General features: G+C 61.6%; 11 protein-coding genes and 2 tRNA genes. 5 read left to right on the forward strand and 8 right to left on the reverse strand.

Annotated features, from left to right (window positions below; genetic code table 11):
• Positions 1–368: 368 nt before the first annotated feature.
• Positions 369–1,031: a hypothetical protein gene (locus tag CDI09_RS10955; RefSeq protein WP_236944475.1), complete on the reverse strand. Its 663-nt coding sequence runs from the start codon at positions 1,029–1,031 to the stop codon at positions 369–371.
• A gap of 489 nt (positions 1,032–1,520) precedes the next feature.
• Here CDI09_RS10955 and CDI09_RS10960 point away from each other — a divergent pair, with 489 nt between their 5' ends.
• On the forward strand, positions 1,521–1,733 hold the full coding sequence (locus tag CDI09_RS10960; RefSeq protein ID WP_078527993.1) for a hypothetical protein: 213 nt from the start codon (positions 1,521–1,523) through the stop codon (positions 1,731–1,733).
• Between the two features lie 97 nt (positions 1,734–1,830).
• On the opposite strand, the gene ilvD is transcribed toward CDI09_RS10960, so the two are convergent.
• Positions 1,831–3,693, reverse strand: a complete 1,863-nt coding sequence (gene ilvD / locus CDI09_RS10965) for a dihydroxy-acid dehydratase (protein ID WP_078526139.1) — start codon at positions 3,691–3,693, stop codon at positions 1,831–1,833.
• Positions 3,694–3,911: 218 nt separating this feature from the next.
• Between ilvD and CDI09_RS10970 the strand changes: the two genes are divergently transcribed.
• Positions 3,912–6,032: an AsmA family protein gene (locus tag CDI09_RS10970; protein ID WP_078526140.1), complete on the forward strand. Its 2,121-nt coding sequence runs from the start codon at positions 3,912–3,914 to the stop codon at positions 6,030–6,032.
• 240 nt (positions 6,033–6,272) lie between these two features.
• A tRNA-Thr gene (locus tag CDI09_RS10975) sits at positions 6,273–6,347 on the forward strand.
• Between the two features lie 117 nt (positions 6,348–6,464).
• On the opposite strand, the gene CDI09_RS10980 is transcribed toward CDI09_RS10975, so the two are convergent.
• On the reverse strand, positions 6,465–7,028 hold the full coding sequence (locus CDI09_RS10980) for a DsbA family protein (protein WP_078526142.1): 564 nt from the start codon (positions 7,026–7,028) through the stop codon (positions 6,465–6,467).
• A gap of 136 nt (positions 7,029–7,164) precedes the next feature.
• Between CDI09_RS10980 and CDI09_RS10985 the strand changes: the two genes are divergently transcribed.
• Complete coding sequence (locus CDI09_RS10985) at positions 7,165–8,532, forward strand: 8-oxoguanine deaminase (protein ID WP_078526144.1); 1,368 nt, start codon at positions 7,165–7,167, stop codon at positions 8,530–8,532.
• A 14-nt stretch (positions 8,533–8,546) separates the two neighbouring features.
• Here the strand turns inward: CDI09_RS10985 and CDI09_RS10990 are convergent, their stop codons facing one another.
• The 5 genes from CDI09_RS10990 to CDI09_RS11010 form a co-directional block, all read right to left on the reverse strand.
• Entirely contained in the window at positions 8,547–9,371 is an 825-nt protein-coding gene (locus tag CDI09_RS10990; protein ID WP_078526146.1) for an SDR family NAD(P)-dependent oxidoreductase, read from the reverse strand.
• A gap of 459 nt (positions 9,372–9,830) precedes the next feature.
• Positions 9,831–9,921, reverse strand: a tRNA-Ser gene (locus CDI09_RS10995).
• A gap of 145 nt (positions 9,922–10,066) precedes the next feature.
• On the reverse strand, positions 10,067–11,872 hold the full coding sequence (lepA, locus tag CDI09_RS11000) for a translation elongation factor 4 (protein WP_078526148.1): 1,806 nt from the start codon (positions 11,870–11,872) through the stop codon (positions 10,067–10,069).
• An 88-nt stretch (positions 11,873–11,960) separates the two neighbouring features.
• A complete protein-coding gene (locus CDI09_RS11005) occupies positions 11,961–12,632 on the reverse strand; it encodes a S24 family peptidase (protein ID WP_078526150.1) in 672 nt (223 codons plus the stop codon).
• Positions 12,629–12,847: a hypothetical protein gene (locus tag CDI09_RS11010; protein ID WP_078526152.1), complete on the reverse strand. Its 219-nt coding sequence runs from the start codon at positions 12,845–12,847 to the stop codon at positions 12,629–12,631. The genes CDI09_RS11005 and CDI09_RS11010 overlap by 4 nt, the downstream gene beginning before the upstream one ends.
• A 307-nt stretch (positions 12,848–13,154) precedes the next feature.
• On the opposite strand from CDI09_RS11010, the gene CDI09_RS11015 reads away from it, so the two are divergent.
• The gene (locus CDI09_RS11015) at positions 13,155–13,637 is read left to right on the forward strand and encodes a hypothetical protein (protein WP_078526154.1); all 483 of its coding nucleotides are present in this window, start codon (positions 13,155–13,157) and stop codon (positions 13,635–13,637) included.
• Positions 13,638–13,974: the final 337 nt, after the last annotated feature.

Raw genomic sequence — 13,974 nt, forward strand, 5'->3', positions numbered from 1 at the left:
GATACGGCTGGGATCGGTCAAACGGGATGAAGCGGCTCATCGCGACACTCTACAGCCTTACCCCTTCACAGGGTACCCCAACCCGACAGGCTGCTAGAGATTGTTTGAAAACAAATCATTGATAAAAAATAGGAAAATTTTTTGGGGCCGTCGTTTAAAAAAAATGGCGTCTTCTGAAGCTTTTTGAAAAAAGCTTCACCAAAAACTTTTACAATTTCAGGATATTATTGAGCCTGACTTTCAAGCAGCCCCTTAGACTGCAGAAAGAGGAGCGATAAACGTTTTTGGTAACGCTTTTTTCGAAAAGTTTTGAAAGCATAATACCCTTTCAAAAAAGACAGCATCCTCAAACTTCGGGAGGCAACCGGTTATTGCGCGGCTTTGCCTACGTTTGAGGGGGGCGGAAGGTCGCTCTCCGCCGCGTTCTGGTTCTGGCCCAGGGCAATGGTCACGTCCACCGTCTCCTGATTGACCAGCGCATCAAACCGGGGGTCGACCACCGTGTTGCGGGTGGCGGCCGCCATGTCGCCAAAGCGCAGATGCGCCCAGTCAATCCGCGCATCGGCCGCGCGGGTCATGTCAAAGGCCACCATGGGGTGGCGGGAGCTATCGGGGGCGGTATAGAACCAGTCGAAATGACAGCTTGCGGGCGCACCGCGCTGGGTGAACAGCGCGTGCACGAAGCCCGGCGTCACATCAATCTGCAATGTGTTCATGAGGTAATGCGGGATCTGTTTTTGCAGCGCGGGTGTGACCTGCGTGTTGAACAGCCCTGCCTGAATCATTTCCGGCATGTGGGCCATGAAGATGGACTGGTTGATGGTCATCTCCACCCGGCAGGGCGTGCTCTGGGCAAAACGGGTTTCAATGCCCCAGGCATGGGCCGTGGTCTGCGGCCCCATGATCGGTGCGGGATAAGCCGGTGCCGCATGGCTTGGAGCTGGCAGCAGGGCCATGGCAAGACAGGCCCCCGCGCCCTGAAGCAGGCGGCGCAGGCGGTGCGGGTAGGGAAGGCATGCAGGGCGGTGCAAGGCGTGACCAGTCCGTATTCAGGGTAAAACAGTTCTGCCTCTTTCCTGTCATGAAGAGCGGCTTCATGCCAGCCCTGCCCGGCAGGCGGGGTATGCTTCATGGCAGGGTTGCATATCAAATCTATGTAATTAAAACGCGTATTTCTGAATTTATTAAAGATATATTATATCTTGTATGTATTGTTCCAGTATCGTTTTGTCATGATATAAACTGGCCTTTGAAATGCCATAATAATACACTTTATATCCCTGCCATGAAGTGCTACAGCATGCGGCGACACGATACGGCACGGTGTTGCGAAATCGGACGCAAGTGTCTGTAAAAAAATGTTTTTAATAGCCAGTTCGTCGGGCAACCCTTCAGTCCGGACCACGTTGGCGCGTTACGACAATAGCAAGAAACAGGCCATGACCGGCATGCGGGTTTTTTCCACCCAAGGGGAAACCGTACGGCGCGCTGGTGCAAAGGGCCGCTCAGGGCAGGAAGTCATGTTTGATTCAAAGATTATAGAAGTGGATGGCGTGTTCGTGGGGGCGGCCATCATCACCGGGCTGGCCACGTCGCTGCGCTTTTATGCCACGCATGAAAGCGTGCGCTCGCTGCATAATGCCATCCTGCCGGACCTTGCGGCGCTGCGGCACCATGTCACGGCTACGTTCCGCCGCATGGGGCGCGGCAGGGCCTGCCTGCCGCGCGCGTAAGGCATTCCATTGAAAACAGGATTTTGTGCTGAAGCCTTGTGAACAAAGCCCCGAAAAGGGTGCCGCTTTTTCAAAAAAAGGCGGCACCCGGGCTTTTTTAGCGGCTGGTGCGGCGGCCGATCTGGCTTACGTCGCGCACGGCGCCGCGGGCTGCGCTGGTGGTCAGCGCGCTATAGGCCTGCAGGGCGACCGAGACCGTGCGCGTGCGGTCAGGCTGCCAGGCGCGTTCGCCGCGCTCTTCCATCGCGTCACGGCGTGCGGCCAGCGTGGCATCGCTTACGGTGGTGCGCAGGATGCGGTTGGGGATGTCGATCTCGATCGTGTCCCCTTCCTTGAGCAGGCCGATGATGCCGCCCTCCGCCGCCTCGGGCGAGATATGGCCGATCGAAAGCCCCGAACTGCCACCCGAGAAGCGGCCATCGGTAATCAGGGCGCATTTCTCGGCCAGACCCTTCGATTTGAGGTAGCTGGTGGGGTACAGCATCTCCTGCATGCCCGGGCCGCCCTTGGGGCCTTCGTAGCGGATCACCACCACGTCGCCAGGCACGATCTCGTTGCCCAGAATGGCCGAGACGGCGGCATCCTGGCTTTCAAAGATGCGGGCAGGCCCGGTGAAGGTGAGCAGGTTGTCGGCCACGCCAGCGGTTTTGACGATGGCGCCGTCTTCCGCCAAGTTGCCAAACAGCACGGCCAGCCCGCCATCGCGGCTGTAGGCATGTTCCGCATCACGGATCGCGCCATTCGCCCGGTCGGTATCAAGCGCCCTGTAGCGGCTTGACTGCGAGAACGCCTGCGTGGTGCGCACGCCGCCCGGTGCCGCGCTGAAGAAGATGCGCGCCGCCTCATCCGCCGTTGCGGCGCTGATATCCCACTGGCCCAGCGCCGTGCCCAGATCGGCGGAATGCACGCTGGGCACGTCCATGTGCAGAAGCCCCATGCGGGCCAGTTCACCCATGATGGCGGGAATGCCGCCCGCGCGGTGCACGTCTTCCATATGGATGTCCATGCGTGAGGGCGAGACCTTGCACAGATTGGGCACCCGGCGTGAGAGGCGGTCGATATCGGCCATGGTGAAGGGCACCTTGCCCTCGTGAGCTGCGGCCAGCAGGTGCAGCACGGTGTTGGTCGAGCCGCCCATGGCCACATCGACCGTCATGGCGTTTTCAAACGCGGGCTTGGTGGCGATGCCGCGCGGCAGAGCCGTGGCGTCATCATTTTCATACCATCGCTTGGCCAGGGCCACGATGTCGCGGCCCGCGCGCTCGAACAGTTCGCGCCGGTCGGTATGGGTGGCGACAAGGCTGCCATTGCCCGGCAGGGCCAGGCCGAGCGCCTCGGTCAGGCAGTTCATGGAGTTGGCGGTGAACATGCCCGAGCACGAGCCGCAGGTGGGGCAGGCGGAGCGTTCGATCGTGGCCGACTGCTCATCGCTGACATCGGTATTGGCCGCCGCCACCATCGACGTGATGAGATCGACCTGCTGCTCGGTGCCGTTATTGAGGATCTTGCCCGCTTCCATCGGCCCGCCAGAGACGAAGATGGTGGGAATGTTGAGCCGCATCGCCGCCATGAGCATGCCCGGCGTGATCTTGTCGCAGTTGCTGATGCACACCAGCGCATCGGCGCAGTGGGCATTGACCATGTATTCCACCGCATCGGCGATCAGCTCGCGCGAGGGCAGGCTGTACAGCATGCCGCCATGGCCCATGGCGATGCCGTCATCAACCGCAATGGTATTGAACTCGCGGCCAATGCCGCCGGCCCCGGCTACCGCCTCCGCCACGAGCTGGCCCATATCCTTGAGGTGGACATGGCCGGGCACGAACTGCGTGAACGAGTTGGCGATGGCGATGATCGGCTTGCCAAAGTCGCCATCCTTCATGCCGGTTGCACGCCACAGGCTGCGCGCACCGGCCATGTTGCGGCCATGGGTCGTCGTGCGGGAACGATAGGCGGGCATGACAGTGACCTCTTGCGTCAATCTGGTTAAAGAAGGGGATAAAGTTGCCTGATCGCATACAGGACGCACGCCCCCTGCGCCACCCCAAAGCGCACGGGCCTGAACCAGCCGTTAACCGGCGGCGTGCAAGGGTGCGGGGGGAATGGGCGCAACTCCACCCCGTAGCCAGTCGTTCATCTGATGGCTGACCCCCATCTGCACAAGGAGCACCTGCAGCAATGCCTCAACCGGAACCCAAGAACAGCACGGCGCGGCGTGGCGTGCTGGCACAGATACGTTTTCCGGTTCTGGGTGTGCTGGCTGTCGCGATCATGGCGCTGGTCATCTTCTGGTCATGGGACTGGTTCATTCCCATCGTGGAGCGCCGGGCGGGGGCAGCGCTGGGCCGCAAGGTTACGGTGGCTCACCTGCATGTGCATATCGGGCGCGTGATCCGCATCACGGCCGATGGCGTGCGGATTGACGAGCCGGACGGGTTTGAAAAGCTGCCGCCCTTTGCCACCGCCGACCACCTGATGGTGGGCCTCAACCTGTGGCACCTGCTTGGCGGCCGGATCGACCTGCCGGTCATCGCCCTCGACAAACCGGTGGTTGAACTCAACGAGCAGCGCGGGGGGCGGGCCAACTACCAGTTCCCCGCCAGTGGCGACAGTTCTTCGGGTGGTATGCCGCAGATCGGTGAACTCAACATCAATGACGGCCAGCTTCACCTCGTGCATGCGGGCCTGCGCAGCGACATGCGCGCGCAGGTGCACACCACGCCAGGCAAGGGCGACGTGCAGCCCCGGATCGTGGCGGACGTACGCGGCACCTATACCGGGCAGGCTATTACCGGGCATTTCTCGGGTGGGGCGCTGGTCTCGCTGGCGGACCGGACAAAGCCCTACCCGGTGGATGTGGACGTGCGCCACGGCCCCACACGGCTGACGCTGGTGGGCTCGGTGGATGACCCGCTCTCGTTCAGGGGGGCGCGGCTTCGGCTGACGCTGGCGGGGCCGGACATGTCGCTGCTTTATCCGCTGACCGGCGTGGTGATTCCGCAAACCCCCGCCTATCATGTGGCGGGCGGCCTTGATTATGTCGATGGCCGGGTGCGCTTTCATGAATTCGAGGGCACGGTCGGCTCCAGCGACCTTGGCGGCACGATCAGCGTGGACCCGCACCAGGCCGTGACCTTTGTTGATACCGACCTGCATTCACGCCATGTGGACCTTGCCGATCTGGGTGGTTTCTTTGGCGCGACGCCGGGCGACCACCCTTCAACCGCGCAGCAGGCGGCGGAGCAGAAGGCGCATGAGGCCAGCGGCGCCGTGCTGCCCACAACGCCGATCAACATGCCCAAGCTCAAGGCCACCAATGTCCATCTCGCCTATCATGGCGACCATATCGAGAACCAGCATGTCCCGCTCGACAACATCGACGTGCTGGCGGACATTCGCGATGGCACGATCGACGTGCACCACCTGAACTTTGGCGTGGGTAAGGGGCAACTGGCCAGCAGTGGCACCTTCGTGCCGCAGGGCAACGGGGTGGATGCGCGCATCCGCATCGACATGGAACGGATCGACCTTGCCCGCCTCATGCAGGCGATGGGCCGCAACCTGCACGGGCAGGGCATTATTGGCGGCCATATCATGGTGCATGGTCATGGCCAGTCGCTGGCCCAGATCGTGGGCAGCGGCAATGGCGGCGTGACCGTGGCGCTTGATGAAGGCGGCGATATTTCCGCCATCCTGCCCGACCTGCTGGGGCTGGAACTTGGCAAGGCGCTGCTCTCGGCCCTTGGCCTGCCCGCGCGCACCGATCTCAAATGCCTGATTGCCGACATGCCGCTGGAAAGTGGCGTCTTTCATACCCGCACCATGCTGATGGAAACGGGTGATACCCGCACCGTGGGCAAGGGCGACATCAAGTTCAGCAACAACACCATCGACTATACGCTGCTCACGCATTCGCGGCATTTCGCCATCGCGTCCTTTCCCGGCCCGCTTTACATTACCGGCCCGCTCAAAAGCCCCAGTATCCGCCCCGGCGCCGAGATTATCGGCCGTGCCGTGGCATCGGTGCTGACGGGCTTCGTGTTCTCGCCCATCGGCCTGCTGCCCACCATTGAAGGCGGCGTGGGCAAGAACTCATCCTGCGCCAGCGCGATCCGGGATGTGAACGAGAACCCGGCCGCAGGCATTGCGCCGCATGCCTCGCGCCCGGTGCGTCATGGGCACCATGCGCGGGCCGGTACCCCGAACGCACCGGCCCCGTCGGTGGGCAGTGGCGGACTGAGTGCTGCCGAACGCGCGCGCATCCGGGCTGCCTGGGCCAAGAAAATGGCAGCGCATTAAGGGATGATCTGCAATCAATGTATTGATAATAAATGATAAAACATTTTGGGTGCCGCCTTTTTGAAAATAAGGCGGCGTTCCCTGAAGCTTTTTGAAAAACACTTCACCAAAAACTGTCTTCTGCTGGCATACTGTTTTCTGCACGGGCTTTTCGTGCAGTTTTCAGCCCCGCGAATCCCTGCTTGACCGTGCGGGACATTTCGGCAAAAAGGGGAAACACTATGGCAGCAATGCTATAATGCCGGGTTAGCACAGTGGTAGTGCAGCGGTTTTGTAAACCGAAGGCCGGGGGTTCAAATCCCTCACCCGGCACCATTTTCATAAAAATCATGAAAAGTTCCCGGTGAAGCTTTTTTTCCAGAAAGCTTCGAGAAACGCTGCCTTTTTTAAAATATAAGGCAGCGCTCCGGGTCTTCTGCCCTTTATGGCCGGTCAGGCAAAAATACGCGCCATCCATTCTTCCACCGTATCGCCGCTGCTGATGGCAGGGTCGATCAGGCCATCGACCATGAAGGTGGGCGAGACGTGGATGCCGTTCTGGCGGGAATATTTGCACTGCCACTTGATGGCTTTCTGCAATGCGGGCACGGCAAAGGCCGTGGCGAGTTCCAGCCCGCTATAGCGTTCGATCCGGCGGATGATGTCGTTTGGGGTCGCATCCATGTTCGGGCCGGCGCAGTGGTTGGTGAACTCGAATTCCTCGCGGTGCGCGCCCACGGCTGCCATGACGGCACGCGCGGCGTTCCGCCCGTCTGGCAGGGTTGCGGCGGCGAGGATGCAGCGCACGATCACGCCCGAGAACATGTGCCACGGCTGCGACTGAAGGCGGATCCTGATGGTGATGCGCTCCGGCCCCGCCGCCGCAAGCAGTTCGGGCAGCTTGGTGAAGGCCCGGACGGAAAACGGGCAGGTCGGTTCCAGAAACGCCTCGAACACTTTCGGGCCATGGCCCCATACCAGCGGATCGACATGCAGGGTATCGGCGGGTGCTGCCATGTTGGGAACTCCTTCAGCATAGGGGACAACGGTTGCAGAATCCTAAAAACCACACCCGTTCGCGTGGTTCCATGGGCATGGCACGCAAAATGCGGCATAAGCGTCCGGTTTTTCCGTTTCTGTATGGTGATGGCCCATGGCTCGTACCCTTTTGCTCAAGAATGCACTGCGTCTCGTCACGATGGATGCCGCCCGGCGCGAGATTGAAGGCGGCTGGGTGCTTGTGCGTGACCGGCAGGTGGCGGCCATTGGCACCGCCACCGACCCGTTGCCACCCGCCGATGACGTGATGGACATGACCGGCCACATGGTCATGCCCGGCATGGTCAACACCCATCATCACATGTACCAGACGCTGACCCGCGTCATTCCCGCAGCACAGGATGCCTCGCTGTTCGGGTGGCTGCAGGCCCTCTACCCCATCTGGGCGGGGCTGACGCCAGAGATGATCCGCGTTTCCGCCTGCACGGCCATGACCGAGCTGCTGTGGTCAGGCTGCACCACAAGCAGCGACCATCTGTACCTGTTCCCCAACGGCGCGCGGCTTGATGACGAAATCGAGGCGGCACGGCAGATGGGCCTGCGCTTTCATGCCGCCCGTGGCGCGATGAGCGTGGGTGAAAGCAAAGGCGGCCTGCCCCCTGACAGCGTGGTGGAAGACGAGGAGGCCATCCTGGCCGACACCGAGCGCGTGATCGCGGCCTATCATGACCCCGAGCCGCTTGCCATGCAGCGCATTGCGGTTGCGCCGTGCTCGCCGTTTTCGGTCAGCCGCGACCTCATGCGCAATGCGGCGGCCCTGGCGCGCGCCACCGGCACCATGCTGCACACCCACCTGGCCGAGAATGCGAGCGACATCGCCTACAGCCGCGAAAAATTCAACATGACACCGGCGGAATATGCCGAGGATACCGGCTGGATCGGCCCCGATGTGTGGCACGCGCACTGCGTGCGGCTTGATGATGCGGGCATTCACCGTTTTGGCGCCACCCATACCGGCATGGCGCATTGCCCGTGCTCCAACATGCGCCTTGGCTCGGGCATTGCGCCCGTGCGGCGCATGGTTGCGGCGGGCATGCGGGTCGGGCTGGGGGTGGATGGCTCGGCATCTAATGATGGCAGCCACATGCTGGGCGAGGCCCGGCAGGCCATGCTGCTCGGCCGCCTGGTCGAAACGCCGGACGGCCAGCCCATGATGCAGGCGCGTGAAGTGCTGGAACTGGCCACGCGCGGCGGGGCGGCCGTGCTGGGGCGCGATGACATCGGCCATCTTGCGCCGGGCATGGCGGCGGATATCGTGGCGTTTGACCTGCGCGGCATCGACCATGCGGGCGCGCAGGCCGACCCGGTGGCGGCCCTCGTGTTCTGCACGCCCCGCCGGGCGGCCTGCACCATTGTCAACGGGCGCGTACTGATCCGTGACGGGCAGTTCACCGAACATGATCCCGATCGCCTGGCCCACCGGCATAATGAACTGGCGCGCGCGCTGCTGCAGAAGGCCTGAACCCGCCCCGTGGGTCAGGGCCGGGTGGTGAGGCCGCGCAGATAGCGGCGGTGGCCCCGGCGCCCGAGCAGTTTCATGATGGGCAGGCTCAGGTTGAGCAGCCGCATGGAGGTGAGGCAGGCGTGGGTGAACAGCTTGTCGAATACGGAACTGAAGATCTCGCGGCTGCCGCGCTCGCAGCATTCAAGGATGCGCTGCGCCGTGACATCGGGTTCCTGTGGCGGGTCGATGAAGTTGTAGATCGACCCGCCCGCCGCCATTTCCTGGCTGAGCATGGGGGTGTTGACGCTGGCGGGATAGATGGAAGAAACCTGTATGCGCCGGGGCCGCAGCTCCTGCTCGAGTGCGCGCGCAAACCCGCGCAGGCCGAATTTGGCCGCCGTATAGACACTGCTGCCCGCAAGCGGAAAAGCCGCCGCCATGGAATTGACGAAAACGATATGCCCCCCGCGCGGCATGATGGGCAGCAGGGCATTGGTCAGTTCAATCGGTGCGGTCAGGTCAACGGCAATCTGGCTGGCAATCGTGGCGCTGTCGAGTCTGCCCACGGGCTGGGGCGTTATCACGCCCGCGCAGTGCACCAGCACATCTACTTTTGCGGTACGGGCCGCAATGGTGGCGGCGGCCTGCTTTATGCTCTCGTTATTGGTCAGGTCACACACGACAGTCGTTATGCCGGAACTATCGGGCCGTGCCTGGCGCGACAGGATGATGATGGCGTAACCCCGCGCGCGCATGCGACGGACGAGAGCCTGCCCGATACCGCCCGTTGCCCCCGTGACAACGGCAACCCGGCCTTCACCTGCACCGGGTTTTTCGTTTAACGCACTCTTTTCCAATGATCTTCGTACTTCCCTGAGCGCAATATCCGTTGCCGCGCCTGATACGCGGCAGACCGGATATTCCGCAAGCTGTTTTGTCGTGCCATGACGGGATCATGTCATTCCCGTGACGGGCAGGAGCCATGCTATCTGGAATAAAATAATCCGTCGATAAGCCGCAGTCACTCTTTGTTACGAAATGAGCATGCGGATTGATGCGACGGCAGCACATTCGTGCCTGAAAATCCCGACATCTGAATTACAGATATTTACAGTATTGGACGGTTGGAAATGCCTCGTTACTGCAATAGTCCCGCACGCATCGTCACATCATGCTTTCCGTGCCGCATGGGGGCGCAATGCTGGCCATTAATCCGGTGATACCAGACTAAGAACACAGGGTCGCGCGTCAGGGCATGCGGCACGATACTCGGCCGCGCGCACAGAACTGACTGACTGGATCGGGGAAATCATATGTGGCGGAGAGAGTGGGATTCGAACCCACGGTACGCTATTAACGTACACACGCTTTCCAAGCGTGCGCCTTAAGCCGCTCGGCCATCTCTCCAGCCGTATCGAAGTCTGGCCATGCCCGTGGGGCGGCTGTATCCGATGGGTGCGGAACATATCACCAAATTCCGTCCGCGCAAGGGGAAAACGGCATGCCCCGCCCGCCCGCCGCAATTCGGCGTGGCAGGCGGTCGGGACAGGAGTTACTGGTCCATCTTGAGGGCTGCGAGGAAGGCGCTCTGCGGGATCTCGACCTTGCCGAACTGCCGCATGCGCTTTTTGCCTTCCTTCTGCTTTTCGAGCAGTTTGCGCTTGCGCGAGATGTCGCCGCCATAGCACTTGGCGGTTACGTCCTTCGACATGGCGCCAATGGTCTCGCGCGCGATGATGCGGCTGCCAATGGCGGCCTGCACTGCGATCTTGAACAACTGGCGGGGGATCAGTTCCTTGAGCTTGGCGCAGATGGAGCGCCCGCGCGTCTCGGCCGCCGAGCGGTGGGCGATGAAGGACAGCGCATCCACCGGCTCCTGGTTGACAAGGATGGAGATGCGCACGAGGTCGCTCTCCTCGTAGCCGTCCATCTGGTAGTCAAAGCTGGCATAGCCGCGGGTAACGGATTTCAGGCGGTCATAGAAGTCGAACACCACCTCGTTGAGCGGCAGGCGATAGACCGCCATGGCGCGGTTGCCCACGTAGGTCAGGTCTTCCTGCACGCCGCGCCGCTCGCTGCACAGGGTCAGCACCGCGCCCAGATATTCATCGGGCACCATGATGGTGGCCTTGATCCACGGTTCCTCGATTTTCTCGATCAGCGACAGGTCGGGCATGTCGGCGGGGTTGTGCAGTTCCGCCGTCTCGCCATTGGTCAGCTGCATTTTATAGACCACCGAAGGCGCGGTCGCGATCAGGTCCAGGTCAAATTCGCGGCTCAGCCGCTCCTGGATGATCTCGAGGTGCAGCAGCCCAAGGAACCCGCAGCGAAAGCCGAAGCCCAGCGCGGCGGAGGTTTCGGCCTCGTAGTGGAAGGAGGCATCATTGAGCCGCAGCTTGGCCAGGCTGTCACGCAGCTTTTCAAAGTCATCGGCCACGATGGGGTACATGCCGCACCACACCACCGGGATGGAGGGCTTGAAGCCAGCCAGCGGGGTCTCGGCGGGGCGGCGGTCATCGGTAATGGTGTCGCCCACATTGGTGTCGGCCACGGTCTTGATGGCGGCGTTGATGTAGCCGATCTCGCCCGGGCCAAGCTCGGCCACGTTGGTCATGCGGGGCGCGAACACGCCCACCTGGTCCACAAGATGCACCACGCCCGATGACATCATGCGGATGCGCATGCCGCGCCTGAGCCGCCCTTCCTTTACACGCACCAGCGTGATGACGCCCAGATACGGGTCGTACCAGCTATCGACGAGCAGCGCCTTGAGCGGGGCTTCGGCATCACCCGTGGGCGGCGGCAGGCGCCTGACCAGCGCCTCGAGCACGGCCTCGATGTTCAGCCCGGTCTTGGCCGAGACCTCGACGGCGTCCTCGGCGTCAATGCCCACCACTTCCTCGATCTGTTCCTTGACGCGCGGGCAGTCGGCGGCGGGCAGGTCAACCTTGTTGAGCACCGGCACGATCTCGTGATTGGCGTCGATGGCCTGATACACGTTGGCCAGGGTCTGCGCCTCCACCCCCTGCGAGGCATCGACCACGAGCAGCGAACCCTCGCACGCGGCGAGCGAGCGGCTGACCTCATAGGCGAAGTCGACATGGCCCGGCGTGTCCATGAGGTTGAGCACGTAGGTCTTGCCATCTTCCGCCGGGTAGGTCAGGCGGACGGTCTGCGCCTTGATGGTGATGCCGCGTTCACGTTCCAGATCCATGTTGTCCAGAACCTGATTGGTCATTTCCCGCTGGGTCAGCGCGCCGCAGGCCTGAATCAGGCGGTCGGCCAGGGTCGATTTGCCATGGTCGATATGCGCGATGATCGAGAAATTGCGGATCAGGGAGAGGGGCGTGTCGGTCATGCGCGAGACATAGTGTAAAATTGCACGAAAGTCAGCCGCTACCTGTCATGCCAGGCAGGAAAATATCGGGGCGGCGCAGCGCGCGTGCTTACATGCACGCCATCGTGATGCGATGGATGCGCGTGTTGCCATCCAGAATGATTTCCTGCCCGTCAATGGCGCCGAGGCCGCGGATGCGCACGAGTTCATGTAGCGGGGCGGTAACGGGCGCATCATGCCAGCGTTCGGTTACATGCCCGCAGCAGGCCATGCCCTGCGCGGTATGGAGCAGCACGCGGTCGCCCACGCGTATGGCCGCCGTGGGCGAGATGATCAGCGTGCCATTGCGGCGGAAGATCGGCTCCATTGAATCGCAGTCCACATGCACGGCATAGGAATGGTGGTCGGCCATGCCGTGGAAATCCCATTTTTCCCATCGTTCGCCCTCGGGCAGGCCGGTTTCGTCAAAAAGCTCCGGGTGGGCGAGCTGCGAGAACAGGGCGATCTTGAGGTGGGAATGGTGCACCTTGCCGTCCGCCTCGGGGTCGCCATGGCCAGCGAGCAGGCGGCTGAACCCCTCAAAGGAGATGCCGGTGGCGCTGAGCGTGCGGGCCAGGCTTTCGGTGCCCGGCCAGCGCGGGCGGCCCGAGGGGGTGATCCGCTTGGAAGGGTTGAAGGTGGTGCTGTCCAGCCCTGCCGCCCGCGCCAGGCCTGAAGGGGTCAGTCCGCGCTCGGCGGCGAGGCGGTCGATTGCGCGCCAGATGTCGGCATGGGTGATCATGGGGCCAGTTTCAGTATTTCGGTCCGGTGGCGGTCCTGCCCCTGCGCGGTCATGGTGAAGCGGGTCCCGGCATGCTCATGGGCAAGACCCATGCCCGTGAGCCTGCGCAGGCAGGGATCATCGCGCAGGCCGGCCGGGCGCCCGTTTTCACCACTGAGCTTCAGCCGGTGCAGGGCCGAGCGGCAGCAGGTTTCAAGGTATGGTTCATTCCACATCGCGGCAGGGACCGTTGCAGGCAGGCGGCAGCATTGCCGCAACAGGGGCGGCGTGGTGCAACCGGGTTAATTCGGGGTAGTATGCGTTTATATGTCACATAGTGCCATTATCGCAGGCTGTCCACCATAGGTATTGGAGGTCATCTGCGTTTGCAGGGCAGGTGGCATGTGCTGCATGCGCTACGCTTTCAGCGTTTGATTACTATATTCAGGAATGATGACAGTGCATTGTCATGTTTCTGACCGGAATCTGACATATGTTTCTGTAAAGTTTCAGGTAGAAACCATTTTGTACAAGGTTCCGTTTATGAAATTTCGTGAATATATGCTTGTGCTGGCAGTTGTCGCGGCAGGTACGGGTGTTTCCATAACGGCGCGGGCTGCTGATTGCGATAGCAGCCAGACCACCTCCAAATGGGATGTGCTCGGTCGCGTGGCTCAGGCCGGTGACTGCGCCAACACCCGGCTGCAGGACCGTGAGCAGGCATGGAAGGACAAGCAGCAGAACGTTGAGCAGGGCTATCAGGACCGCAAGGATGCGCTGCGCCAGAACACGGTGGGCCGGTGGGACAGTGCAAAACAGAACCTGACCGATGACCGCGACCGCGTGGACCAGAAGATCCAGAATGGCCGTGACCGGCTTGATGCGATTCGCAACGCACCCAAAAACCGCCTCGACAAGCTGCGTGATGCAGGCAGCGAGGAACGTCAGCGCTGGGATAACCTGAAAAGCCAGACCGGCTCCGACGTGAGCAGCCTGTTTGGTGGCAATAGCCAGAACAGCCAGTAAAGAACTGTTCAGGAACAGGGTTTAGATAAAAATAATCAAAGTCATCAGGTGCCGCCTTTTTTCAAAAAGGCGGCGTCTTCTGAAGCTTTTTGGGAAAAGCTTCGCCAAAAACTTTATAATTTCAGGATATTATTGGGCCTGACTTTCCAAACAGCCTCTCAGGAACCGTTCCTGAAATCCGCAGCCCGGCATCCACCCTGCCGCGCGCTCAGCGGGGAGGGGATGGTTTTGCCCCGGACGCCCTGACAGGACTGGGAGCCTACGAAGGGCCATCGTGTTTCATAGCCCTGAAACACAACATGCCCGGACGATGCCGGGCATGAAGGAAACGTAAGGA

Source organism: Komagataeibacter nataicola, from assembly GCF_003207795.1.
In the GTDB taxonomy this organism is placed as follows: domain Bacteria; phylum Pseudomonadota; class Alphaproteobacteria; order Acetobacterales; family Acetobacteraceae; genus Komagataeibacter; species Komagataeibacter nataicola.

Bases quoted from the DNA above. Each gene is read 5' to 3' on its own strand.
- CDI09_RS11015 (WP_078526154.1), top strand. From the start codon at position 13,155: ATGAAATTTCGTGAATATATGCTTGTGCTGGCAGTTGTCGCGGCAGGT.
- CDI09_RS10970 (WP_078526140.1), top strand. From the start codon at position 3,912: ATGCCTCAACCGGAACCCAAGAACAGCACGGCGCGGCGTGGCGTGCTG.
- CDI09_RS10985 (WP_078526144.1), top strand. From the start codon at position 7,165: ATGGCTCGTACCCTTTTGCTCAAGAATGCACTGCGTCTCGTCACGATG.
- CDI09_RS10960 (WP_078527993.1), top strand. From the start codon at position 1,521: ATGTTTGATTCAAAGATTATAGAAGTGGATGGCGTGTTCGTGGGGGCG.
- ilvD (WP_078526139.1), bottom strand. From the start codon at position 3,693: ATGCCCGCCTATCGTTCCCGCACGACGACCCATGGCCGCAACATGGCC.
- CDI09_RS10980 (WP_078526142.1), bottom strand. From the start codon at position 7,028: ATGGCAGCACCCGCCGATACCCTGCATGTCGATCCGCTGGTATGGGGC.
- lepA (WP_078526148.1), bottom strand. From the start codon at position 11,872: ATGACCGACACGCCCCTCTCCCTGATCCGCAATTTCTCGATCATCGCG.
- CDI09_RS11010 (WP_078526152.1), bottom strand. From the start codon at position 12,847: ATGTGGAATGAACCATACCTTGAAACCTGCTGCCGCTCGGCCCTGCAC.
- CDI09_RS11005 (WP_078526150.1), bottom strand. From the start codon at position 12,632: ATGATCACCCATGCCGACATCTGGCGCGCAATCGACCGCCTCGCCGCC.